The sequence below is a fragment of the bacterium genome (genome assembly GCA_017744355.1).
GTDB lineage: Bacteria > Cyanobacteriota > Sericytochromatia > S15B-MN24 > UBA4093 > JAGIBK01.
This window is the reverse complement of record JAGIBK010000004.1, coordinates 207,443-228,490: the sequence shown is the minus strand read 5'-3', so window position 1 is coordinate 228,490 and position 21,048 is coordinate 207,443. Positions and strand designations below refer to the sequence as shown.

At 67.2% G+C, this 21,048-nt stretch carries 22 protein-coding genes; 12 read left to right on the top strand and 10 right to left on the bottom strand.

Annotated elements, in window-relative coordinates; all coding sequences use genetic code 11:
* The first annotated feature begins 9 nt into the window (after window positions 1-9).
* From J7643_11980 to J7643_11930, 11 genes are all read left to right on the top strand, one after another.
* A complete protein-coding gene (locus J7643_11980; protein ID MBO9541299.1) occupies window positions 10-876 on the top strand; it encodes a type II secretion system F family protein in 867 nt (288 codons plus the stop codon).
* 12 nt (window positions 877-888) lie between these two features.
* The gene (locus J7643_11975) at window positions 889-1,806 is read left to right on the top strand and encodes a type II secretion system F family protein (GenBank protein MBO9541298.1); all 918 of its coding nucleotides are present in this window, start codon (window positions 889-891) and stop codon (window positions 1,804-1,806) included.
* A 166-nt stretch (window positions 1,807-1,972) separates the two neighbouring features.
* A complete protein-coding gene (locus J7643_11970; GenBank protein MBO9541297.1) occupies window positions 1,973-2,746 on the top strand; it encodes a hypothetical protein in 774 nt (257 codons plus the stop codon).
* A gap of 43 nt (window positions 2,747-2,789) precedes the next feature.
* On the top strand, window positions 2,790-3,644 hold the full coding sequence (locus J7643_11965; protein MBO9541296.1) for a hypothetical protein: 855 nt from the start codon (window positions 2,790-2,792) through the stop codon (window positions 3,642-3,644).
* Between the two features lie 93 nt (window positions 3,645-3,737).
* On the top strand, window positions 3,738-4,574 hold the full coding sequence (locus J7643_11960; protein ID MBO9541295.1) for a hypothetical protein: 837 nt from the start codon (window positions 3,738-3,740) through the stop codon (window positions 4,572-4,574).
* Window positions 4,575-4,662: 88 nt separating this feature from the next.
* Window positions 4,663-5,496 carry a hypothetical protein gene (locus J7643_11955; GenBank protein MBO9541294.1) on the top strand — a complete coding sequence of 278 codons (834 nt, stop codon included), beginning with the start codon at window positions 4,663-4,665 and terminating at the stop codon, window positions 5,494-5,496.
* 110 nt (window positions 5,497-5,606) lie between these two features.
* Window positions 5,607-7,103, top strand: coding sequence for a hypothetical protein (locus J7643_11950; GenBank protein MBO9541293.1), 1,497 nt, complete (start codon window positions 5,607-5,609; stop codon window positions 7,101-7,103).
* Between the two features lie 20 nt (window positions 7,104-7,123).
* Window positions 7,124-7,720, top strand: a complete 597-nt coding sequence (locus tag J7643_11945) for a hypothetical protein (GenBank protein ID MBO9541292.1) — start codon at window positions 7,124-7,126, stop codon at window positions 7,718-7,720.
* Window positions 7,721-7,850: 130 nt separating this feature from the next.
* On the top strand, window positions 7,851-8,444 hold the full coding sequence (locus J7643_11940; protein ID MBO9541291.1) for a hypothetical protein: 594 nt from the start codon (window positions 7,851-7,853) through the stop codon (window positions 8,442-8,444).
* 107 nt (window positions 8,445-8,551) lie between these two features.
* A complete protein-coding gene (locus J7643_11935) occupies window positions 8,552-9,436 on the top strand; it encodes a hypothetical protein (protein ID MBO9541290.1) in 885 nt (294 codons plus the stop codon).
* Window positions 9,433-10,230 carry a hypothetical protein gene (locus J7643_11930; GenBank protein ID MBO9541289.1) on the top strand — a complete coding sequence of 266 codons (798 nt, stop codon included), beginning with the start codon at window positions 9,433-9,435 and terminating at the stop codon, window positions 10,228-10,230. Before J7643_11935 ends, J7643_11930 begins: the two co-directional genes overlap by 4 nt.
* Window positions 10,231-10,237: 7 nt before the next feature.
* On the opposite strand, the gene J7643_11925 is transcribed toward J7643_11930, so the two are convergent.
* The 10 genes from J7643_11925 to J7643_11880 form a co-directional block, all read right to left on the bottom strand.
* Window positions 10,238-11,008, bottom strand: coding sequence for a DUF4931 domain-containing protein (locus tag J7643_11925; GenBank protein MBO9541288.1), 771 nt, complete (start codon window positions 11,006-11,008; stop codon window positions 10,238-10,240).
* A gap of 30 nt (window positions 11,009-11,038) precedes the next feature.
* Window positions 11,039-11,884, bottom strand: coding sequence for a hypothetical protein (locus tag J7643_11920; protein MBO9541287.1), 846 nt, complete (start codon window positions 11,882-11,884; stop codon window positions 11,039-11,041).
* Between the two features lie 93 nt (window positions 11,885-11,977).
* Complete coding sequence (locus tag J7643_11915) at window positions 11,978-13,054, bottom strand: hypothetical protein (protein ID MBO9541286.1); 1,077 nt, start codon at window positions 13,052-13,054, stop codon at window positions 11,978-11,980.
* 97 nt (window positions 13,055-13,151) lie between these two features.
* Window positions 13,152-13,439: a hypothetical protein gene (locus J7643_11910; protein MBO9541285.1), complete on the bottom strand. Its 288-nt coding sequence runs from the start codon at window positions 13,437-13,439 to the stop codon at window positions 13,152-13,154.
* Between the two features lie 90 nt (window positions 13,440-13,529).
* The gene (locus J7643_11905; protein MBO9541284.1) at window positions 13,530-13,952 is read right to left on the bottom strand and encodes a hypothetical protein; all 423 of its coding nucleotides are present in this window, start codon (window positions 13,950-13,952) and stop codon (window positions 13,530-13,532) included.
* A 77-nt stretch (window positions 13,953-14,029) separates the two neighbouring features.
* The gene (locus J7643_11900; protein ID MBO9541283.1) at window positions 14,030-14,785 is read right to left on the bottom strand and encodes a flagellar motor protein MotB; all 756 of its coding nucleotides are present in this window, start codon (window positions 14,783-14,785) and stop codon (window positions 14,030-14,032) included.
* A gap of 6 nt (window positions 14,786-14,791) precedes the next feature.
* Window positions 14,792-15,619: a MotA/TolQ/ExbB proton channel family protein gene (locus J7643_11895; protein ID MBO9541282.1), complete on the bottom strand. Its 828-nt coding sequence runs from the start codon at window positions 15,617-15,619 to the stop codon at window positions 14,792-14,794.
* A gap of 12 nt (window positions 15,620-15,631) precedes the next feature.
* Window positions 15,632-16,786 carry a hypothetical protein gene (locus J7643_11890; GenBank protein MBO9541281.1) on the bottom strand — a complete coding sequence of 385 codons (1,155 nt, stop codon included), beginning with the start codon at window positions 16,784-16,786 and terminating at the stop codon, window positions 15,632-15,634.
* A 15-nt stretch (window positions 16,787-16,801) separates the two neighbouring features.
* Window positions 16,802-17,440: a hypothetical protein gene (locus J7643_11885; protein ID MBO9541280.1), complete on the bottom strand. Its 639-nt coding sequence runs from the start codon at window positions 17,438-17,440 to the stop codon at window positions 16,802-16,804.
* A complete protein-coding gene (locus tag J7643_11880; protein ID MBO9541279.1) occupies window positions 17,437-19,425 on the bottom strand; it encodes a hypothetical protein in 1,989 nt (662 codons plus the stop codon). Before J7643_11880 ends, J7643_11885 begins: the two co-directional genes overlap by 4 nt.
* A 273-nt stretch (window positions 19,426-19,698) precedes the next feature.
* Between J7643_11880 and J7643_11875 the strand changes: the two genes are divergently transcribed.
* On the top strand, window positions 19,699-21,024 hold the full coding sequence (locus tag J7643_11875; GenBank protein ID MBO9541278.1) for a hypothetical protein: 1,326 nt from the start codon (window positions 19,699-19,701) through the stop codon (window positions 21,022-21,024).
* Window positions 21,025-21,048 lie beyond the last annotated feature (24 nt).

The window sequence follows — 21,048 nt, the reverse complement described above, 5'->3', positions numbered from 1 at the left end:
GAGCCCGAGGTGGACATTCGCCTGATCCTGGTCGTCCTGCTCGTCGCCCTCTCGGCGGCGATCGTCGCCTACCTGGTCTTCCAGAAGTACGGCGGATCCCTGGTCGAGAAGCTCGATACCTACCGTAGCGGGGTAGGTCTCCGCCTGCGCCGTACCCGCAATCCCTTTTCTAACGAGCGCTTCCAGCGCTTCCAGCAGATCCTGACGGGGGTCACCGCCCTCTTGGGCCTGCTCATCGGGGCGGGCGTGCTCGGGCGCCTCTTCATGGCGGCGGTCTTCGGGGCGGTGTCGTGGTTCGGAGCGGACCAGTACCTCAACGTCCTGTACCGGAAGTACTGCAAGGACTTCGAGGAGCAGCTCCCGGACATGGTGGGGGTGGTCGCCAACGCGGTGAAGGCGGGCAACAGCGTCCAGCAGGCCCTGGAATTGGTGGTCGAGGAATTCACCGACCCCATGTCGGCCGAGGTCTCCGAGGTCCTGCACGAACTGCGGGTCGGTACCGCCCTCGACGTGGCCATCCGCAACTGGCTCGATCGCATGCCCAACGACGACCTGGAGATCTTCGGAATGGCCGTCATCATCCAGCGCCAGACGGGCGGCAACCTGGCCGAGATCCTCGATAACCTCGCCACCACCATGCGCGATCGCAAGAAGATGCAGGGTCAGATCCGCACCCTCACCACCCAGGGCCGCATGTCGGGGGCCATCCTCTCCATGCTGCCGGTGGGCCTCTACTGCATGCTCTACCTCATCATGCCGGAGCGGATGGGGATCCTGTTCACCCACCCCTTCGGCTGGGGGATCATCGGGGTGTGCGGCCTCATGATCGGGCTCGGCGGCTTCGTCATTTCGCGCATCGTCGCGATCGACGTGTAGGAGATCCGGGTCATGCTGTTTTTGGTCTTCCTGCTCATCGTCGCGGCCGTCGCCATCCTGGTGCTGGCCTTCGCCAAGCCCAAGGGCAAGAGCAAGGTCGAGAAGCGCCTGAAGCGATCGCGCTCGGTCGGCAAGCGCGTGGTCTTCGAGGAGCCCGCCGAAACGAACACGGCGGGATCGAGCAAGTACCTCTCGATCATCGAGGCGCGCCTCAAGCCCTTCGCCGAGCAGCGCCTGACGCCCGAGCAGGAGCTCGCCATCATCCGCAAGCTCCAGGCCTCGGGCGACTACAAGACCACCCCGGCCCAGTTTCTTGCCCAGCAGTTCCTGTGGGCGGGGATCCTCATCGTGCTCTGGTGCGCGGCCAACTGGATCGTGCTGGAGCTTGCCTGGCCCGTGGCGATCGCGGGGGCCGCCGGCGCCTGCTACGTGGGCTACATCCTGCCGCCCCAGCGGCTCAAGACCGCGACCGAGAAGCGCCAGAACCAGATCATCCGGTCCATGCCGACCACCCTGGATCTGCTCACCACCTGCGTCGAGGCGGGCCTCTCGCTGCAAGCCGCCATGGCCAAGGTCGTCGAGCTCAGCAAGCCGCATCCGTTGCGTGACGAGCTGGAGCGTACCCTCAAGGAGGTCCAGCTCGGCCGTCCGCGCGCCGAGGCCCTTCGCGAGCTCGGCAAGCGCGCGGGCCTCAAGGAGCTCAATTCGGTGGCGGTCGCCATGGTCCAGGCCGAGGCCATGGGTGCTTCGATCGCCAAGACCCTGAGGGTGCAGAGCGAGGTGCTGCGCGAGGCCCGCTGGCAGCGCGCCCAGGAGATGGCCCAGAAGGCGACCCTGAAGCTGACCTTCCCGACCGTCTTTCTCATCTTCCCAACCATCTTCGTCATTATCTTCGCGCCCCTGCTCCTGAGCTTGTTCCTTGGTCGCTGAGGTTCCTCACGGTTTCTTTATCGACGATTCACCAAAAGCTCGGTAGATGAGGGGGGTACCCCTCATGACTCCTCACCCTTTATGACGTTATTGTTGCTGATGGCCGTTCGGCGGGCTTTCGTGCTCGTGAATCCGTTGGCATCCGGATGTCATGGAGGTAACCCTTTTGCGATCTCGTCTTGCCCTGCTCGCTTCGCTCTCGCTGCTGATGGTGGGGTGCGTCTCCACCTCTCCGGCGACGCGCACCACCCCCGCGGGCTCCCTGGTCCTGACCCCGCAGGTCGACGCCGGGGCCTTCCGGGCGCAGGCGACCATCAACCCCTACCAGGCGAGTGACATCAACCACCTGCGCGTCCAGCTCTTCACGGTGTCGGGCGGTGGCGAGAGCCCGGTGCTCGTGGGTGGCGTGCCCCTGGTCCAGGATCTGCCCGGAACGAAGCTGGGCTCATCGCTGGTCTTCGGCGGCCTGCACAGCCAGACGAACTACCGCGTCAGGGCCTACGCTTACAGCGCTCCGGGCACCGCGTCGGTGGACCTGATCAGCCTCGATTCGGCCTCCTACCGCGACATCGAGGTCACCACCGGCGATCGCCCCACGGTCGACACCGTCCCGGTCCGTCTGATCGATAAGGACTTCGCCGCCACGAGCTCGGTCCGGATCGCCATCACGAATCCCGGCCTCACGCACCATGTCGAGGTGACGCTGAGGCGGGGTGTCACTGTGCTCGCGACGGGGAGCATCCCTCTTGCCAGCCTGCCCGCGACCTATATGCTCGGCAGCCTGGGGGCCAATACGACTTACCGGCTGGTGGCGGTGGCCGTGAACGCCTCCAACGTGCCGCTTGATACCAAGTTCTTCGACGTGACGACCACCACCGAGACCAATGCCGCGACGGGCTCGATCACGCTCGATGCCACCCCTCCCGGTGGCGAAACCTAGCCTCTTTCACCGCTCTCTCACCACTTCCTTCAAGGAGGTTTCGATGTCTTTCGCTCGTTTCGCGTTGGCGCTCGCGGCCAGCGTCTCGCTCGTGGGCTGTGCCTACGTGCCCCTCGGCAAGGTGCCCCAGCTCGATGTCGCCAGCCTCGCCTCGGGTAAGGCCAGCCTCCAGGTGTGGCCGCAGGTCGCCGCCGGCGGCTACCGCACCCAGACGCTTCCCACCAACAATCTGCTGCCATACGCTCAGTCCGACGTGGCGAAGCTGCGCCTCAGCCTCTTCCGGGTGGCCAACGGCACGGAGAGCGCCGTGATCAACGCGAACAACGTGCCGCTCACCAAGGAGATCCTGAACGCGGATCTCGGGCAGCCGGTAGGCTTCACCAACCTGCACCCGAACACCACCTACCTCCTCAAGGCCGTCGCCCTCGACGCGCAGGACAACGTCATCTCGGAAGCCGCGAGCTCCAACCTGCAGATCACGGTCGTCACGGATCAGCGCCCCACCGTCGGGAATCTGGTCGTGCAGCTCAAGAACCGCCTCTTCCGGGCGGAGGGCACCAGCAGCATCGACGTGACGCCGGGCGGCTACGACACCGACTTCGAGGACATCGCCATCGCGCAGGCCCCCTTGGGGATTACCATTACGGGCGTCTGGGACAACTTCACCGTCAATGGCCAGCCCAACGGCGTGGGCTACACCTACCGTTACACCCCACGCGTGAGCGCGGCCACGGTGTCCTTGCCTGTCAATAACTACGGGGCGGACGACTTTTATGTCCGGGACTACAACAACCCGAACCCGTCCAACGGGGTGCACTTCCCCATCGGCGCGACGGGGAGCGTGACGGTTTATTCCCAGGATGGAGCCCTCGACGTCGAGGTCATGGGTCCGACTTAGTAGCCTGATCGGGCGGACGTGTCTCGCCCACCCGGTCCGCGCCCGCTTCGCTCGCGATCAGTTGCCCCCATCTTCACGGAGAGTCACGCCTCGATGAAAAAGACTTATGCCCTCACGGCGCTCGGCGCCATCCTGCTCGCGGGTTGTGCCGGCCCCCTGGTCGGCACGACCGGTGCTGGCGATGCCTCCCTGTCGGTGGTCACGGCGGTGCAGGACGGCCAGTTCCGCACCCAGGCCCCTGGCTTGTCGCCCTACACCAAGTCGAACATCAACCACCTGGTCCTCAAGCTCTACACCCTCGACGGGTCCAACGAGAGCCCCGTCATGCGAGGGGGCGTCGAGCTCAAGGCCGAGGTGGGCGCCGAGGTGCTGGATGAGCCGGTGACCTTCAAGAACCTGCACCCCGATACGACCTACCGGATCCGGGCCTTCGCCTACAAGGCGACCGGAGAGGCGACGGATGACCTCATCTCCACCACGGACACGGGCTCGTACCGTGACGTTTCGGTCGGCCGGAGCCTGGCGCCCAGCATCGTGAGCCTGCCCGTCAAGCTGATCAACCGCCTGTTCAAGGCCGAGGCCACAAGCAGCATCGTGGTCACCGATGGCGATCTCGTCAACGAGGACGAGGCGATTACCGTTCCTGTTCCCACGTCCTTCAACCTCGCCATCGCGGGCGTCTGGGACAATTTCACCGTCAATGGCGACCCCAGCAGCGTTGACACTTACCGCTACACCCCGAGCGTGAGCACGGCCACCGCGTTGTTGACCATCGCCAACAACGGCTCGGAGACCTTCTTTGCTCGAGACCTGAACAACTCGGATAACGCGACCAACTGGGTGCTCATCCCCGTCGGTGCGACGGGGAGTTTGATGGTTCAGGCTCAGAATGGAACGCTCAACGTCGTGATCGAGACTCCTCGGGGTTAGTTTTCGGCTTGCCGCGCGGGTAAGCGCGCTCAGCCCATCCTCGGGGGATTTTCGCCGCTTTTTTGCTTACTTTAGGAGTAATGCGCGCATGAAAAAGAATGTGGCCCTCATGGCGCTCGGCGCCACCCTGCTCTCGGGTTGTGCCGGCCCCCTGGTCGGCACGACCGGCGCCGGCGACGCCTCCCTGTCGGTGCTCGCGGCGGTGCAGGACGGCCAGTTCCGCACCCAGGCCCCCGGCTTGACGCCCTACACCAAGTCGAGCATCAACCACCTGGTCCTCAAGCTCTACACCTGGGATGGGGCCACCGAGACCGCCGTGGTGCGGGGCGCCGGCGAGGTGAAGGTTGATGTGGGTGCCGCTTCGTTGAATGAGCCGGTGACCTTCAAGAACCTGCACCACGACACGACCTACCGGATCCGGGCCTTCGCCTACAAGGCGACGGGAGAGGCGACGGACGACCTCATCTCCACCACTGACACGGGCTCGTACCGTGACGTTTCGGTCGGCCGGAGCCTGGCGCCCAGCATCGTGAGCCTGCCCGTCAAGCTGATCAACCGTCTGTTCAAGGCCGAGGCCACCAGTAGCATCGTGGTCACCGATGGCGACCTCATCCATGAAGACGAGACCATCACCGTGGCTGCGCCTTCGTCCTTCGACGTCAACATCCTGGGTAGTTATAGCAACTTCACCGTCAATGGGCAGCCTAGCTCTAATTTTCAGTACAATTTCACCAAGAGCGTGAGCACGGCCACCGCCTCGCTGATCATCGCCAACAACTCGTCGAATACGATCATCGCCATTGACTTGGTTGCACCTAACCTGCAGGTTTATGGTCCGGGTGCGACGGGGAGCTTTACGGCGACGTCCAATAACGGGGCCCTCAGCGTCCGGTTCGATGCTCCCGCCCCTCCCCCCCCCTAAACCTCGAATCGCCGGGCGGGTGCAGGGCATCCGCCTGGCCTTTTCCGGGTGATTCCTGTCCTTGGTGATCCCCTGCCTCTTCATCGTAATCCTGGAAGGATGCTTCTCGCATGACCAGCCTCCACCGTCGGGCCTTCGTGGCCGCCCTCCTCGCCTCCACCGTCGCGCTTCCCGCGATGGCCGCTCCCGAGCTCAAGCGGCTTGAGAACAGCCTGACGGCAGGCGGCCTCAACATCGCGCCGCGCTACCTGGACAAGGCGGGCGACATCGACATGAACCTGCTGGGCGGGGTGGTCAATTACCCGAGTAGCGAGGCCTCGCTCGTGGGCGGGCAGATCTCCTTCCAGGCGCGCCTCACCGACCGTCTCTTGCTGCTGGCCAACATGGGCCCGCTCAACGAGATCGGCCTTCGCGGCCCGCTCGCTCCGCTGGCGGACTGGTCGCTCGGTTGGGCGGCCCACTACCGCTCCGACCTCTACTTCACGACGGCCCCGACCACGGGCCTGGCATCGCCGATGGGAGGCTACATGCCGGGCTCGCTCGCGCAGGGCCTGGAGCTCAAGCTCAATGGCATGCGCACCCTCGGCGGCTTCAATCTCTATCTCTCGCCCTTGCTCGCCGTCATGTCCAACCGCACCATGGCGGGTGCTGAGGGCGGCATCGACTGGACCTGGGAGCGGCTGGGCCTGGGTTACGGCCTGAGCGCGCGCTCGAACGTGGTCAACGCGGCGCAGGGGGCCTTTGCGATCGCTGGCACCGAGTTGCAGCACAGCGCAGGGATCCGTTTTAGCCTCAACAACGCAAGCTACCTGCAGGCCAACTACTACTACGCGCCGAACGATACCTATGGCCTGCCCGTCCAGACGATCCTGGCCGGTATCGGGACCCGCCTCTTCTACTCCGCGCCCGCCCCGGCGAAGGCCCCCGAGCCCGCCCCGGTGCCGACTCCGGCTGCGACGCCTGTCCCCGCCCCCACTCCCGCACCCGCAGTTTCGCCCGTGCCGGCTCACTTTACGCACCTGGAGGGTCGCCTCTTCAGCTCCATGCTGCCCGGCGGCGCTTATCCCAAGCCCCTGATCGCGGCCCTCAAGCGCAAGGTGGGCAACGACTACGTGAACGTCGCCGAGACGGCCACCACCGACGCGAACGGCCGCTACGTCTTCCACAACGTGCTGGAAGAAGGCGAGTACCAGGTCGTCTTCCGCAACCCGGAGATGCTGCCCAACACCGTGGGCGTGGCGGTTTCCGAGGCGGTGCAGGTGCTGCTCGATCGGCCGGTCTTCGTGGACATGGACCTGGCCTGGGATGACGTGGTCTTCGAGGAGCCCCGCTCGGGCGCGCTCCAGAGCATCCACTGGGGCCTCAAGCCCGGCTATGCCGACGCCGTGTACCAGGGCGTGCTGCGCGAGGATCCGGACGACTCCCGGACCGACATCTTGCCGTTCCCCTCGGCGCCCACCGTCGGGACGAAGGGTAGCTTCGGCATCTCCGGCCAGATCAAGGGCAAGAAGCTCTACCACTTCGTCAAGTACTGGAAGCAGGGTGGCAAGTTCCGTGGCTCGAGCTACTACGGCCAGTCGAAGCCCCGCGTCCTGCAACTGCCTTGATCCCACGGAGGAAGCGAACCATGTCCTCGAACAAGCTCATTCTCGCGCTACTCGGTGGCGCCCTCCTGGCAGGCTGCGTCTACGTGCCGCTCGGGAAAGTGCCGCAGCTGACGGCGGGCACCCTCGCCGCGGCGGGCAAGGCCTCCTTGGTCCTGACGCCCATGATCCACGAGATCGGTTACGTCACCCGGCCCGAGGGCTTCTCCACCCAGGCGGTACTCACGCCCTACGTGCGCGCGGACGTGAAGCACGTGCTATTCGCGCTGTATAAGGTCGAAGACGGGACGGAGAGCGCGATCATCGACCCGAAGGGGAACCCGGTGACCCTGGACGTGCCCACGGAGGCCCTCGATCAGTCCATCACCTTCGCCAACCTCCACCCGAGCGCGACCTACCGGGTACGTGCCTTCGCCTTCACGGCGGCAGGGACGGCGAGTATCGACCTGATCTCGGAAGAGGCCTCGTCGACCCTCGAGATCAAGGTGCCGGACGAGGAGAAGCCCGCCGCCGCGGAGGTGCCCGTGACCCTGAAGGGCAAGGCCTTCGGAGCCGGAGGAGATGCCTCACTGAGCATCATCCCTGGCACCTACCTGACCGAGATCGAAGCGTTCCGCTGATTCCGCTTTGATTGCGATTGGTCGCCCTCGATTTACGGAGAGTGATCCCTCGCCTCGTCGTCATGTGTCTGGCGCATAGGGTCTTGTCGTGTTTCCCGAAAGGCTTTTTTCGCACTCCTGGAGGTTGCTCTTGAAACCGTCTTACTTGCTGCCGGCTTTCCCGCTCGTGCTGGGCGCTTGCACGGTTCCTCTCCACGGTACCGCGATCGCGGAAGACCTCGCCGTGACCTTGCGGCCGGTCGTTTCTGCGGCTGATTATCAGACGCAGACTCAGCCCGACCTGACACCTTACCGCGCCCAGGACATCGAGCACCTCGTCATCGGGCTCTATACCGTCGATGGTTCCGTGGAGACGCAGGTGGTGCGGGGCGGCGTGCCGGTGACGGCCGACGTGCCGCGCGCGTCGCTCGGGGGGTCCGTGACCTTCAACAACCTTCACTCCGATACGACCTATCGCTTCCGTGCCTTCGCCTACAAGGCCTCGGGCACGGCCACCGATGATCTCATCTCGCAGACGGCCACCGGCTCTCATGTGGACGTGAGCATCGGGCGCAACACGCGGCCGACCCTGGCGGCGTTGCCGGTTCGACTGGTCGATCGGCTGTTCTCCGCGACGGCGAGCGGGACGATCGTGGTCACGCCGGGCTCGGTGGTCCACGAGGACGAGAGCATGACGTTCGTCGACCCGACCCCCTCGCCGAGCCCGTCCGGCGGAGAGGGCTAAGGCTGAGCTTGCGCGCTGTCCCCGGGCTCGTCGAGCGGGCCGGCGCGATCTGCGATCGGCATGGGATAGGCCATTTCGCCCTTGATGGCGACCGGCGAGTCTTGCGCTTGCACTACCCCAACGGCCAGGTGCGACACCTTTCGGGGAGCGCGACCGACCTGAATCCGGCCGCGGCGGCGGACATGGCGCGGGTGAAGGCCTGGTCCCTGCATTTCCTGAGGCGCTCGGGCTTCGCTGTCCCGGAGTTCGATTTCTTCTTCGCCGACGCCTGGGCCTCGCGCCATCGCTCCACCAAGAACGAGGCCGCTGCCGTCGCGTTTGCCGAGCGTCTCGGCTATCCGCTCGTCCTCAAGCCGAGCTGCCAGACCTACGGGAACGGCGTCCATCTCGTCGCGTCACGCGAAGAACTGGAGGCCGCCTTGCCGCACGTGCTCGCGCTGGATCCCATGTTCTTGCTCCAGCGCCTCGCGCGCGGCGTCGAGTACCGCCTGGTCGTCTTCGACGGCCGGCTCGAGCTTGCTTACGTGAAGACGCCGCTCGAGGTGGTGGGCGACGGGCGCAGGACGGTCGAGGAGCTGCTCGCGGCGCATCTCGCCTGGCGCGCCGAGCGCGGGGAGGAGACCGCCGTGCGGGCCGATTCCGCCGAGGTCGAGACCTACCTGGCCCGACAGGGCTGGACCCTGCGCGACGTCCTGCCGCTCGATGTGCGTGCCCAGGTGAGGCTCGGCGCCGCGGGGCCGACGCAGGTGCCGGAGGCAGCGCTGCCGCCTTTCTTGGAGCCGATGGCGCTTGCGATCGCTCGCTGTGCGGGCTTGCGCCTCTGTGGGATCGACCTGATCGTCGATCCCACCCAGCCCGGCAGCTACGCCCTGCTCGAGGTCAATGCCGCTCCGGAGTTCGACGACTTCGCCTGCATCGGCGCCGAGCAGGACCGGCAGGTCGAGGCCCTGATGGAGCGCATGATCCTGGCGATGGGGGAGGGCCGTCCGTGATGCTCCTGGGCCGCGGCCGGCCGTTGCCGTTCCTGTTCCGCACGCTGGCGCCCGTGGCTTGGCGCCTGGGGATCGACCTGCGCCTCGAGCCGGAGTTCGGTCATGCGGCCCAGCTGGTGTACCCCGACGGGCGCATCCGCTACCTGCGCAGCCAGGACTTCGACCTGAACCCGGCGACCTCGGCCCTGGTGGCCGCTCAGCATGGCAAGCTCTTGCCCTTTCTCGCGCGCGAGGGCCTGCCGTTGCCGCCCTTCGCCGTCTGGGAGAGGGGGGCTTCGGAAGAGGAAGGACTTACGAGGGTCGCCGCATCGGCTGAAGCCTTGGGCTATCCGCTCGTCTTGCGCTCTTTCGATTGGGTGATGCCCGGCGCACACCTCATCGCTTCCGGCGAGGCGCTCGTCCGGCAGGCGATGGTGCGGGATCGCTTCGTCTTGCAGGAGCGGGTCCCCGGCGAGGTGAGCCGCGCAATCGTGCTCGGGGATGAGGTCGTCCTCGCCTATCGCCCGAAGCCGCCTGCTTTTGCGGGTGAAGATCTCTTGCTCGGTACGGGTGCGCGACAGGGCGGAGCGCAAGAGGCTTGTGTCCTGCCAGGAGCCAGCGAGGCCCTTGCGATCGAGACTCTTAAGCGCTGTGGCCTCTTTTTCGGGGCGATCGACCTCGTGCGTCATGCCGGCGCGCCGGCCGTCCTCGACGTCGACCCAAAACCTTCGCTCCAGGGCTACGCGCAGCTCGGCGAAGGCGAGCGTCGGCAGGTGAGCGCCTTGTTCGAGCGCATCCTGCACCTGATGGCGTGAAGGCGTCTCAGGGGGCGTCGAAGTAGCGCGCTCGGATCTCGGCCGCTACTTCCTCGATCCGGTTCGAGACCTGGGGGATGGCGAAGCCCACGAAGAGGGGTGAGACGACGAAGCGCGGCACGACCTTGACCGCGAGCCCTGCGCCCCGCTCGTAGAAGAAGAGGTTGTAGCTGTTGCAGGCGTAGTGGAAGTGGTTCAGGACGTGGTGCGTCGCCACCTGGACCATGTCCGCCATCCGGTCGATGGCCTGCATGTCGTGCAGGAGCACGTTGAACTCGAAGAAGCCCATGCGGGGGCGGGTCGAGAGGTTGAACGAGAGCCCGGCCTCCTGGTGGATGAGAAGCCCTTCGAAGTGCTCCTCGACGAGTTGCTCGCGGTAGTCGATGTGGTGCAGGCCCACGATCTGCATGTGGGGGTGGCGCAAGCTGCCGCCCGAGTTGGGGCCGTGGTTCTTGTAGAAGAGGACCGAGGCGTACTCGCCGCTTGCGATCATCTCCTGCCAGCGCGCGACGCCGAAGCGGATGAGGCGGTGCAGGTGCGCGGGCGCGTACTCCGAGAGCTCGGAGTCGCAGGCGTCCGTCTCGATGAGCACCGTCTGGAAGGCTTCTTGCAAGACCGGGAACTTGTTCTTGACCCAGATGATGGGGCCTTCTTCGGCCAGGATCTCGACGAGCTGGTCACGCGCGCAGAGCGGACAAGCCGCCTCGCGGTTACGGATGTTTTCCGGCTTGAGGCGCCCGATGTGTGAGTCGAAGCAGAGATGCGTCTTCCGGGCCATGAAGACGATCTTACCGAGCTTCAGCGTTCTTTACAACTCCGCTGTTCGAGGCGAGGTGCCAGGCGCCTGTCGCGAGGCTGCTGCGGCGGTCTTGGAGAGGGTGAGGCGATCGCTCTTGCCCGGCGCCTGGCGCACGGCGAGCTCTGTTGCCTGCTCTTCGGGCTCGTCGTAGACCCCGGTCAGCCCGATGCCGTTGTTGAGGAGCCAGCCGTTGGCGGGGCGGGCCTTGAAGCCCGGGAGGTTGGGTTTGTCCGGGAAGAGCTTGGCCTGGGCCGCGTCGCCGAGCACCCAGGTGGCGGCGAGCAAGGCCTGGTCTTCGACATAGGCGGCCATGTCGCGGCCTTCTTGCTTGGCTTGCTCCTCGGTGTCGGCCAGAGCGCCCCGGACCTGGTGCATGAGGATGCCTGCGGTGTTGGAAGCGATGCAGGCATAAGCGATCACGTTGCCGAAGGCCATCGCCCCCGAGGCCAAAGCGAGGCTCGCGCCGCCCGTCAGGGGCGCGGCGAGGACGGCGGCGGCCGTCAGAATCACCGAGCCGACGAAGGCGACGCCAGTGGCGGTCGAGATGGCATCGACCGTGCCCTTCACCGGATCCGCCTTGATGTCCTCGATGGCGCCGCGCAGGGTTTCGGTCGGGTGCAAGAGGGGGTGGAACATGCCCTGGACCATGGTCTTGAGGGCGCCCAGGGGGTTCGAGACGACGCTTTCGACGTCCTCGACGACCTGCTCGACCATGGCCTTGTTGGTGGTCACCAGGTTGTCGATGACGCTGCGCGGCTTCGCGGTGCTGCGCGCCTCCGGCGCCGGCTGCGCCTCCTGAGCGGGGCGCGGCGCGCGGGGGAGGGTGAGGGTGGTGGAGAAGGAAGAGACGTTCATGCGGACAGGACCCTCGGGCAGCAGGCAAGGGTTCTATTCCCGCGGATCGGCCCTCCTTCTCTTAAAGCCAGGTGAAGCTTTTCGCTGAGGCGGTTAACCCGGGGGCAGGGCGCCCAGGGCGTTGTTGAGGAGGGTCATGCCGCGCAGGGTCTCGTCGACCAGGTCGTACTTGAGGATCCGGCGCCGCTCGTAGGACTGGAGCGTGAACAGCAGGCCGCGCCCGTCGTTGCAGAAGAGCGGCATTGTCGGATAGCTCGTCTGTGCGTCCAGGACGTAGCCGAGGTTGGCGTACGGGACGCTGTCGATGAGGCCGCTCTGACGATCGAGGACCAGGAGGCGTTCCCCCGCGGTGAAGGCGACGAAGCGACCGTCGAAGTCGATCGCCACCTCCTTGATCCGGTCGCTTTCGCCCGACAGCGCCTCGCCGCTCAGGGGCAGGAGCTGGAAGAGGTGCGGGGTGAGGACGTCGTAGAGGTACAGCACCCCGCCGAGCACGACGGCGAGCCATCGCCCGTCGCCCGACAGATCCAGGTCGTAGACGATGCCGTCGCGGCCGCTCTGGGCGCGGACCTCGGCTTCGGCGGCGATCTTGGTGAGCTCGCGGGTCTTGGTGAAGTAGGCGCCGTCGGTCTCCTTGAGGACGACCGTGCCCTTGTTGCTGACGTAGGCCACGAGCCGGCCGTCCACGCTGATGCGGGCGCGCGCACCGCCGTAGCCGGTGCGCGCGTCGAAGGCGATGGTGGCGCGGGTCTCGGTCAGGGGCTCCCACAGGTAGAGGGTGTGCTCGAAGGCAAAGAGCACACGGCCGTCAGGCAGGGCGCGCGGGACGATCGCCACGAGCCCTTCGCAGGCGTCGTCGAGCGGCAGGCCCGCCAGGGCCCCGCCGAGCAGGTAGATGTCCTGGAGGGCCTCGTCCCACAGGAAGAGGCCGCCGTAGGCCCGGCCATGGGCCGCGCGGCAGGCGGTGAAGGCGATGAAGCGGCAGGGTGGGACGGGGATCGGGACCGGGCCGCCCGTGGGTGTCGTGGGCTGGGGGGTGGCCGAGGTGAGAGGAGGTGGGCTCGGAGGGGCGATCAGGCCGCTCTCAGGCAGCACGCGCTGGGTGCAGCCCGCGATCGCCAAGATCGCAGCCGCCCTGGACATGCGGCGAAGCATGCGGCGCATGGGCATGTCGAGGCCACCTCGCTTGCGACGTCGAAGGCGCGTAGGGCCTCCAACTTAGCACGCAAGCGGGCGTCAGGCTGGCTGAAGTTGTTCGTCGGATCCGCTAGAGGGTTTCGTCCGGGAAGGTACGGATCACCAGGTTGTCCATCAGATCGATGGAGACGGTGACGACCGGCTTGATGGTGATCCGGAACTCCTCGTCGGAGGTGCCGTAGACCATGCGGAAGGGCTCGCGGCGGAGGATCTTGTAGCCTTCCTTGCGCAGGCTGCTTTCGAGCTCTGCCAGGTAGTCCTCGCCGAGGTCGTTCCTCAGGGTGATCTCCTGACTTGCCAAGTGGCCCGAGCGATAGACTTCGTAGATGACCTGCGAAATCGAGGCTTCCTGTTGCACCGAACAAACTCCGTACGCGATGGCGGCAGACGCTTCTCTGCCTACTCTGAGCGTAGCACATGTGCCCGCCTGCTCCGCCGACGCCGCGCCCTAATTATTGTGAAGCGAGAAGGGCCGCTCGGGCTGCGTGAGCATCCGCTGGAGGGTGAGGTAGCTGAGCCCGCCGGCGAAGGTCCAGGCGAAGTCCGCAAGCTCCACGTCGCCCCGGCCGAGCCCCGGCAGCCATCCCGCGTCACGGGCCTCCTTGAGGGCCCCGGCGGCCCCCGCCCCCATGAGGGCCAGGCCCGGGTCGTAGCCCGCGCTCGAAAGGGCCCAGGCGATCGCAAGCCCCGCCACGAAGTGCTTGAGCTTGTCGTCCCCGACCGGCATGGTGGCGAGCGTCCAGCGCGGGCCGCTCTCGGCCGCCCCGAAGCTCGCGCTGAGGCCGAAGGTGACGCGCACCTCGGCCCGGGCTGCGGGGGCCTGGAAGGCCACGACGATGGCGAGGGGCAAGCCCAGGGTCCAATGACGCATAAGCCCTCCCGGTAGCACCGGGAGGGCATGGTCGGCGTTTTGGAGGCGCGAGCGTTAGGCCCGGACGACCAAGGGTTTTAATGAGCCGCTGGGGCTTGCTTGCCTGCTTCTGAGAGGACCTTCACGTCGGTGGTGCGCAGGCCGGGCACCAGCCGGATCACGATCCGGCGGTTCTTTGCCTGGTTGGCTGCGATCGCCCGGCCTTGGGCGTCCCGGTTCGGCATCTTGGGGAAGATGTCGGCGTAGCCCGCGGCCTTGAGGCGGGTCTTCTCGACGTCTTGGTCGATCATGAAGCGCACGACGTTGGTGGCGCGGCGGCTCGAAAGCTCCCAGTTGGACGGGAACTCCGGGGTCCTGATCGGGGTGTCGTCGGTGTGGCCCTCGATCTCAATGGTGTAGTTGCGGTAGTCCTTGGCCTTGATCTCGTGGGCGATCTGGCTGAAGGCCCCCTTGATGATGGGCTGCAGCTCGGCCTTGCCCAGCTGGAAGACCGCCGACGAGGCGAACTCGATCACGACCCCCTTGGCGTCCCGGGAAACTTCTACCTCTTTTTCCAGGTGCTTGGCTTCGACGATCTTCTGGATCTGCTTCTCGATCTGCTCGATGGGCTTGGGGGCGTCCTTGCCCGAGAACTGCTTCTTGAGCTTGGACTGGACCTGCTCGAAGGCCGCCGGGTTGATGGTCGAGACCGAGAGCATCAGGATGAAGAGGGCCATCAGGTTGGTGATGGTGTCGGCGTAGGTGAGCAGCCAGCCCTCGTCCTCTTTGAGGGCGTGGCCGCCCCCGGCCTTGGGGCCGAAGGGGCTCTTGTTCTGGCCGATCGGATTTCCCATGGGGGCCTACCGCTTGCCGGCGAGCTGCTTGTCGCCCTTGGCCGCGCCCTCGCGCTGGTACATCATGGCCGGGTCCAACAGCGAGTTGAGGCGGTCCTGGACGTAGGAGGCCGGGCGCTTCTCGTGCAGCATCACGATGCCCTCGAGCATCATGTAGCGGCGGTACTTCTCGATTTCGAGGATCTGCTGGATCTTGCTGGCGGCGGGGATGAAGACCATCCGCGCGCCCATGACCCCGTAGAGGGTCGCCAGCAGCGACATGGCCATGGCCGGGCCGATGGCCGAGGGGTCCGAGCCCATGTTGCTCAGCATGATGACCAGACCGATCAAGGTACCCACCATGCCGAAGGCCGGGGCGTGGCCGCCCATCTGGTTGAGGATCTGGGCCTGGGTCATCTCGCGGCTGAAGCTCGACTCGATGAAGTCGCCCAGGAAGAGGCGCAGGTCGTGCTCCTTGTAGCCGTTCATCAGCAGGTCGATGGCGTGCTTGAGGAAGGGATCGGGCTTCTGGCGCTTGGCGAAGTCGTCCTCGACCGCGCCCAGGCCCCGCTGGTTGAGGGCGGCCCACTCGACCATCTGCTTGACGTCGTCGCGCAGGGTGGTCGGCTGGATGGGCTGCATGACGAAGATGCGGGCCATGGACCGCACCACCCGCAGGACGTAGCGGGTGCGGTAGGCGATGAGGGTGGTGGCGAGCGTGCCGCCGATGACGATGGCGAAGGACTCCACGTGCCAGAAGATGTGGAAGTCCTTGGTCGCCGACATGATCGCCCAGATGCAGAGGCCGAAGCCCAGGACGATGCCGAGCAGGGTCGAAACGGAGATCATGGGCATCGCGCAATCCCTCTACTTGAAGGCCAGGCCGAAGGTGACCTGGTAGGTCAGCCCGCCGAAGTCCTTGACCGTGCCGTCCAGGCCGGGCACCGCCTGGAAGCCGACCGCCTGCTGGGGCACGTAGACGGCGCCCAGGTTGAGGAAGGTGTCAGGGGTAAAGCGGATCATCAGGCCGGCCTTGCCGGTGAACTGGTAGGTCAGCTGCGGCGCCTGGAAGATGAAGGTCTCGCCCGGGCCGAAGTACAGGTTGAAGATCCCGTCGTTCTCGCCCTTCACGAAGAGCGGGTCGAGCCGCAAGAGGAAGATGGGCGAGAGGGTGACCATGGGCAGGCTCAGCTTGGGGTTGACCGCGCCCATCTGGTCGATCTGCAGATCGAGGCCAAAGGCGGCGTTCTCGGCGAAGCCCATGTTGCGCAGGCCCATGAAGCCGAGGCTCAGGCCCGCCGGCGAGACCTCGTCGGCGGTGCCGGCAGCGGCCGAGAGGCGGCGCATGGCGTAGCCGGTCATGCCGGTGTAGGCGTAGAGGCCGTTGTCGCGGGTGCGCTTCTCCATGGAGGCGCGCTTGCGCTCGGCTTCGACTTTCGCTTCCTCTTCGGCCTTGAGCTGGGCCTCGCGCTCGGCGCGCTGGAGGTCGAAGTTGTAGGCGAAGCGCTCGGTCCAGAGGATCTCGCCGTCGCTCGCCCGCACCAGCTTGGCGTTGACCAGCACCATCCGGTCCTGGATCTGCGGGGCGTACATGAGGATGGCGTCGGCGCCCACCGACTGGCCGATCGAGCGCATGCGCGCCAGGGACTCGATGGTGTTGCTGAGCTGGAAGTTGGTGGTGCTCGACTCGACGCGGGTGGTCTTGGCCTCGCGGGCCTCGATCACCTTGAAGCGGTGCAGGCGCAGCAGCTCCTCGCTCAGGCGGTTCTCGACCACGGTCGCGAGCGACTCGGTCTCCTCGCGCTTGCGCTCGTTGTACAGGAAGATCCGCACCGCGGTGGGGTCGACCCGGGCGATCGCGTCGGGCAGCGCCGGGATGACGCGCAGGATGGCCTGCGGGTCCGAGAGGATCTCGGTCAGGGCCGCGACGGGCTTGACGGGCTCCTTGGGAGCGGCGAGGGCGACGGGGCACGCCGCGAGCCCCACCACGGCGGCGAGGGCGACGGACAGGATCTTGTTCATGGTCCTTCCTCGGGTCTACAGGGCGCTGCCGCTGGCGGCGAGGCGCTTGCGCAGCCAGTCCAGGCCGGCTTTCACGTCGTGGGCGCTGGGATCGAGCACAAGGGCCTGGGTCCAGGCCTCCTCGGCGCCGGGGTAGTCGCGCAGCTTGACCAGGAGCGACCCGCGCACGGCGTGCAGGGCGGCGACCTCGCCGTCCTCGGCGATCGCCTCGTCCACCAGGCCGAGGGCCTTGCGGTATTGGCCGAGGGTCGCCAGGCGCTGGGCCTGGTACATCAGGTCGTAGCCGTGCTTGGCGGGCTTGGGAGAGGCGGAGGGGGCGGGCTCGGGGCTCGCGGAGGCCGTGGGCTCGGGGGCAGGGGCCGCGCTCGGCTCGACGCTGGGCGCCGGCGTGGGGGTGGGCTCGGGTGCCGGGATGTCCACGTTGAGGTAGAAGTCGGGCTGGTTGGAGTCGAGGAGCGAGTCGAGGTCGATCGACGGGCCGCCGCGCCGCAGCCGGATCACCCCTTCCGAGAGGGGCTGCTTGGCCGAGGCCTCGGGGCCCGGCACCACCTCGGGGTCGGCCGAGACCTGGGCCTGGGCGTTCCAGGCGGGGAGCCCGAGGGCGATCGCAAGGGCGAGCGTCGCGCCCGCGAAGTTGCGCGGAAGCCGCATCATTTCAGTTCCTCCTGGGGGGTGCGCAATCCCTCGTTCGCTTGGGGGACGCGCAGCTCCTTGACGGCGAAGCGTCCGAGCTGCATGAGCTGACGGACCCGCGCGACCAGGTCCTTGCGGATGGCGTCGAGCGCGGCCTCGTCGCGCTGGACCACGGGCGGCTGGCTGAGCGTGTCCTCGACGATGCGCCGGGCCCGGTCGGTGAGGGCGGCCGTCATGGCCTCGCGCACCGGGGCGGGGGCGTCGCGCAGCGCCTCGGCGAGCGATTCCTTGTCCACCTCGCGCAGGGCGTCCTTGAGGATCTCGCGGGGGATGCCCGCCAGGTCGTCGAAGGTGAGGTAGGCCTCGCGGACCTGCGCGAGCAGCTTGGGGTTCTGGCTGGAGAGCCCGCTGAGGATGCCTTGCTCGGTGGCGCGGTCCGAGTGGTCGAGCAGGTTGACCAAGAGGCCCAGGCCGTTGGTGACGGCGGTCTCGAAGCGCGGGGCCTTGGTGGCCTTGTCCGAGAGGTGGCGGGCCAGGTCCATGAACGAGCTCATGGGCAAGAGGTGCAACTCGCCCATGGCCGCCGCGATGGCGCCCTGCTCGGCCGGGGCCTTGAGGCGCATGAGGCCCACCGCCCGGTCGGGCGGAAGTTGCGAGAGCAGGAGCGCCTGGACCCGGGGGCCCTCGTCTTCGAGCAGGAAGATGATCTGCGAATCGTCGAGGGTCGAGAGGAAGGCGAAGGGCGAGGTCTTGTCGGGGCCGTGCTGCTCGCTCTTCTCGCGCAGCACGGCGTAGAGGGCTTCCTCCAGCACGGCGCGCTGGTCTTCGACGCCGACGTCCCTGCGATCGAGCGAGGCGAGCTCGATGGCCTTCCACTCCTGGGGCAAGAGGCCGGTGAAGAGGCGCTTGGCGACGTTGAGGCCCATGGCGCGGGTCAGGGCCACGGCCTTGTCGAGGCCGCCCTCTTCGCTCAGGACCTTGCGCAGGAAGCGCTCGCCCGACTCCGGCCGATCCAGGAGCTGGACCAGGAGGTCCTGGCGCACGGGCAAGAGGTCCTGGGGCTTGGCGGTGTTCAGGCTCGCAAGCAGTGCTTCGGCCGCGCGGGTGTTCTCGCCGATCAGGGGCTGCGGGGCGCTCGGAGCGGGGCTTGCAACTGGGGCCTCGGGCTTGCGGCGCCACATGGCGATCGCACCGATGGCACCCGCGCCGACCAGCACGCCGAGCACGCCCCAGAGCCAGGGGGGCAGGGCGTTGTTGCCCGCCGGCGCGGCGCCCGCGCCCAGGCGGGGGAAGTCCCGGCGGAAAACGTCGATGGTGTCGCCGCGGGCGAAGTTGAGGTCGGCGCGCTGGAAGACCAGGTTCTTGACGTAGTCCTCGTCGCCGCTCTTGAGGCTCGTCGGCAGCACCAGGGAGATGCGGATCCGCTCGATGCGCGGCGGCTGCGCGGCCGGCGCTTGGGGCGCGAAGGTCTGGGGCTGCACGGGGGCCATGGCGGGCATGGGAGCAGCGGCCGGAGCTTCGGGGGCAGCGAGGCGGCGGATGGGGCGGCGCTCGGCGGGCCTGTCGTCGGCGCGCAGGTTCCCCAGGCCGGGCAGCAGCGGGGAGTCCTCGAGTTCGGCGGTCTCATCGAGCGGAGCCTCGGCGACCGGGGCTTGGGGAGCGGCGGCCGGAGCCTGGTAGGGTGCCGCCTGCTGGATCAGCGGGGTGCTCTGGGCGGCGGGTGGGGCCTCGGTCCCTGCGAGGGCCACGCGCACCTGGAGCAGGAACTGGTTGGGGCCCAGGTAAGCGGCGAGGCTCTGCTGGAGGCTTTCTTCGAGCAGGCGCTCGTAGCTCAGCTCCGCGAGGGTCGGGCCCTGGTCCCCGATGATGATGCGGGTCGGCGCGGCGGTGAGGGGCTGCGGGGGCTGCATCGTCGGAGCCTGGGCGATCGCGGCGAGGGCCGGGGCACCGAGCAAGGCTGCGAGGCTCACGGACAGAGCGAGATGGGCCACCAGGCGTCGCGTCATTGGGTCACCTGTAACTTCTCCAACGGGCCGGAAGGCGGCACCGGGCGCAAGAGGTGGGACGAAGAATGGGAGCAAGCGCCGCTTCTCGCTTGTACCCCTTTTGAAGCATGATCTCTATGAGATGATCGTGAGATTGCGGTTTTTTTAAGGCGCGCAGGGTAGGAGCTTAGGAGGATTCCGCCGGTCCGATCTGTGACCATCGTCTCTGCTTCTTCGTCTTGAGCGGATTATCATCCTCAAGCCCTACTCCCCCTTAATTTCGCCAGGGAAAAGATGACCCTCACGCCTGCCCGAACGGCCCTAGCCTGCGCGCGAATGGGCGCAAGCCTCCTGGCCTCGGCGATCGCCTTCCAGGCCGCCCCGGCGATGGCCGCCGCGCTCGACGCGCGCAGCCTCGGCCTGGGGCGCGCGCAGCTTGCACTCGACGTGGCGGCGAGCACGGCGTGGACCAACGCGGCCCTCTTGGGGCTGCCTAGCGCCCAGCAGGCCATGATGGCGCCCCTGCCGGGTTTGAGCCTGGGGCTGGGCAACGACGCCTTCGGCTTCCAGACCCTCGATGCCCTCTTGAGCGGAAAGGCCCTCTCGGACGCTGATGCCCGGCAGCTCAGTGCGAGCATCCCAGCGAGCGGCCTGGGCCTCAAGCTCGACTTCGGCTCGGCCTTGGGCGTCAGCGCGCCCATGCACCGCAGCGGCTTCTTCGTGCGGGCCTCGGCCGACACGGTGGGCCTCGCGGTGCCGCGGGATTTGCTGACGCTACTCTTGCTCGGGAACTCCGTCACCTCGGCGGTCTCGATCGACGCCTTGCAGGGGGCAAGAGCCGACGCCTTCGCCGACGTGGGCTTCTCCGTGGGAGTACCTGTCGCCTTTTCGGGTGCCAGGGCGACGGCGCTTGGCCTCACCGCCCGCTACATCCAGGGGATCGGCTTCGCCCGGATCACCGAGGCCCGGGGCAAGCTGCTCGAGACCCATGCCGACGGCTCCTTCTCGGGAGAGGCCCAGGCCACCTACCAGTACGGCACCATGGGCGCGGGCGGTGCGCTCGACCTGTCGCTCGCCTCTGAGGTGCGCGACGATTTGCGCCTGGTGGCGACCCTCGGGAACATCGGGGCGGTGCGCTGGCCCAAGATCACCGAGAAGCACCACACCTACCGGCTCGAGCCCTATCAGCTCGGCTTCTCGGGCGACGACGCCCAGTTCAGCGCTGGCGCGCCATCGACGACGACCACCGAGGCGCCCGGCCCCGGCAACGACCAGGAGCTGTGGGACCCGTTGCCCCTCAAGCTTGGCTTTGGGGCACGCTGGATTCCCTTGCGCTCCTTGCCCCTGCAACTGCTCGGCGATGTGGAGCTCGGCACCGGCAGGGCCTACGGGGTCTCGACCCAGCCCGAGGTGCGCCTCGGCGGCGAGTGGCGCCTCATCGACTGGCTACCCTTGCGCGCGGGCCTGAGCGCGGGTGGCGAGCGCGCCACCAGCTTCACCACGGGCCTCGGCCTGGAGCTCGGCGCCTGCCGGGTGGATCTCGCCATCGGCTCCTACGACGGCCTCTTCGCCGCCTCCAAGGGGGGCTACTACGCTTTGGCCTCGCAGTTCAAGTTCTAGCGGCGTATACTGAGGGCATTAGCA

Excerpts from the sequence above, each read along its gene's own strand:
- J7643_11975 (MBO9541298.1), top strand. The coding sequence starts at position 889 with ATGCTGTTTTTGGTCTTCCTGCTCATCGTCGCGGCCGTCGCCATCCTG.
- J7643_11965 (MBO9541296.1), top strand. The coding sequence starts at position 2,790 with ATGTCTTTCGCTCGTTTCGCGTTGGCGCTCGCGGCCAGCGTCTCGCTC.
- J7643_11960 (MBO9541295.1), top strand. The coding sequence starts at position 3,738 with ATGAAAAAGACTTATGCCCTCACGGCGCTCGGCGCCATCCTGCTCGCG.
- J7643_11955 (MBO9541294.1), top strand. The coding sequence starts at position 4,663 with ATGAAAAAGAATGTGGCCCTCATGGCGCTCGGCGCCACCCTGCTCTCG.
- J7643_11950 (MBO9541293.1), top strand. The coding sequence starts at position 5,607 with ATGACCAGCCTCCACCGTCGGGCCTTCGTGGCCGCCCTCCTCGCCTCC.
- J7643_11945 (MBO9541292.1), top strand. The coding sequence starts at position 7,124 with ATGTCCTCGAACAAGCTCATTCTCGCGCTACTCGGTGGCGCCCTCCTG.
- J7643_11925 (MBO9541288.1), bottom strand. The coding sequence starts at position 11,008 with ATGGCCCGGAAGACGCATCTCTGCTTCGACTCACACATCGGGCGCCTC.
- J7643_11920 (MBO9541287.1), bottom strand. The coding sequence starts at position 11,884 with ATGAACGTCTCTTCCTTCTCCACCACCCTCACCCTCCCCCGCGCGCCG.
- J7643_11915 (MBO9541286.1), bottom strand. The coding sequence starts at position 13,054 with ATGCCCATGCGCCGCATGCTTCGCCGCATGTCCAGGGCGGCTGCGATC.
- J7643_11905 (MBO9541284.1), bottom strand. The coding sequence starts at position 13,952 with ATGCGTCATTGGACCCTGGGCTTGCCCCTCGCCATCGTCGTGGCCTTC.
- J7643_11900 (MBO9541283.1), bottom strand. The coding sequence starts at position 14,785 with ATGGGAAATCCGATCGGCCAGAACAAGAGCCCCTTCGGCCCCAAGGCC.
- J7643_11895 (MBO9541282.1), bottom strand. The coding sequence starts at position 15,619 with ATGCCCATGATCTCCGTTTCGACCCTGCTCGGCATCGTCCTGGGCTTC.
- J7643_11890 (MBO9541281.1), bottom strand. The coding sequence starts at position 16,786 with ATGAACAAGATCCTGTCCGTCGCCCTCGCCGCCGTGGTGGGGCTCGCG.
- J7643_11885 (MBO9541280.1), bottom strand. The coding sequence starts at position 17,440 with ATGATGCGGCTTCCGCGCAACTTCGCGGGCGCGACGCTCGCCCTTGCG.
- J7643_11880 (MBO9541279.1), bottom strand. The coding sequence starts at position 19,425 with ATGACGCGACGCCTGGTGGCCCATCTCGCTCTGTCCGTGAGCCTCGCA.
- J7643_11875 (MBO9541278.1), top strand. The coding sequence starts at position 19,699 with ATGACCCTCACGCCTGCCCGAACGGCCCTAGCCTGCGCGCGAATGGGC.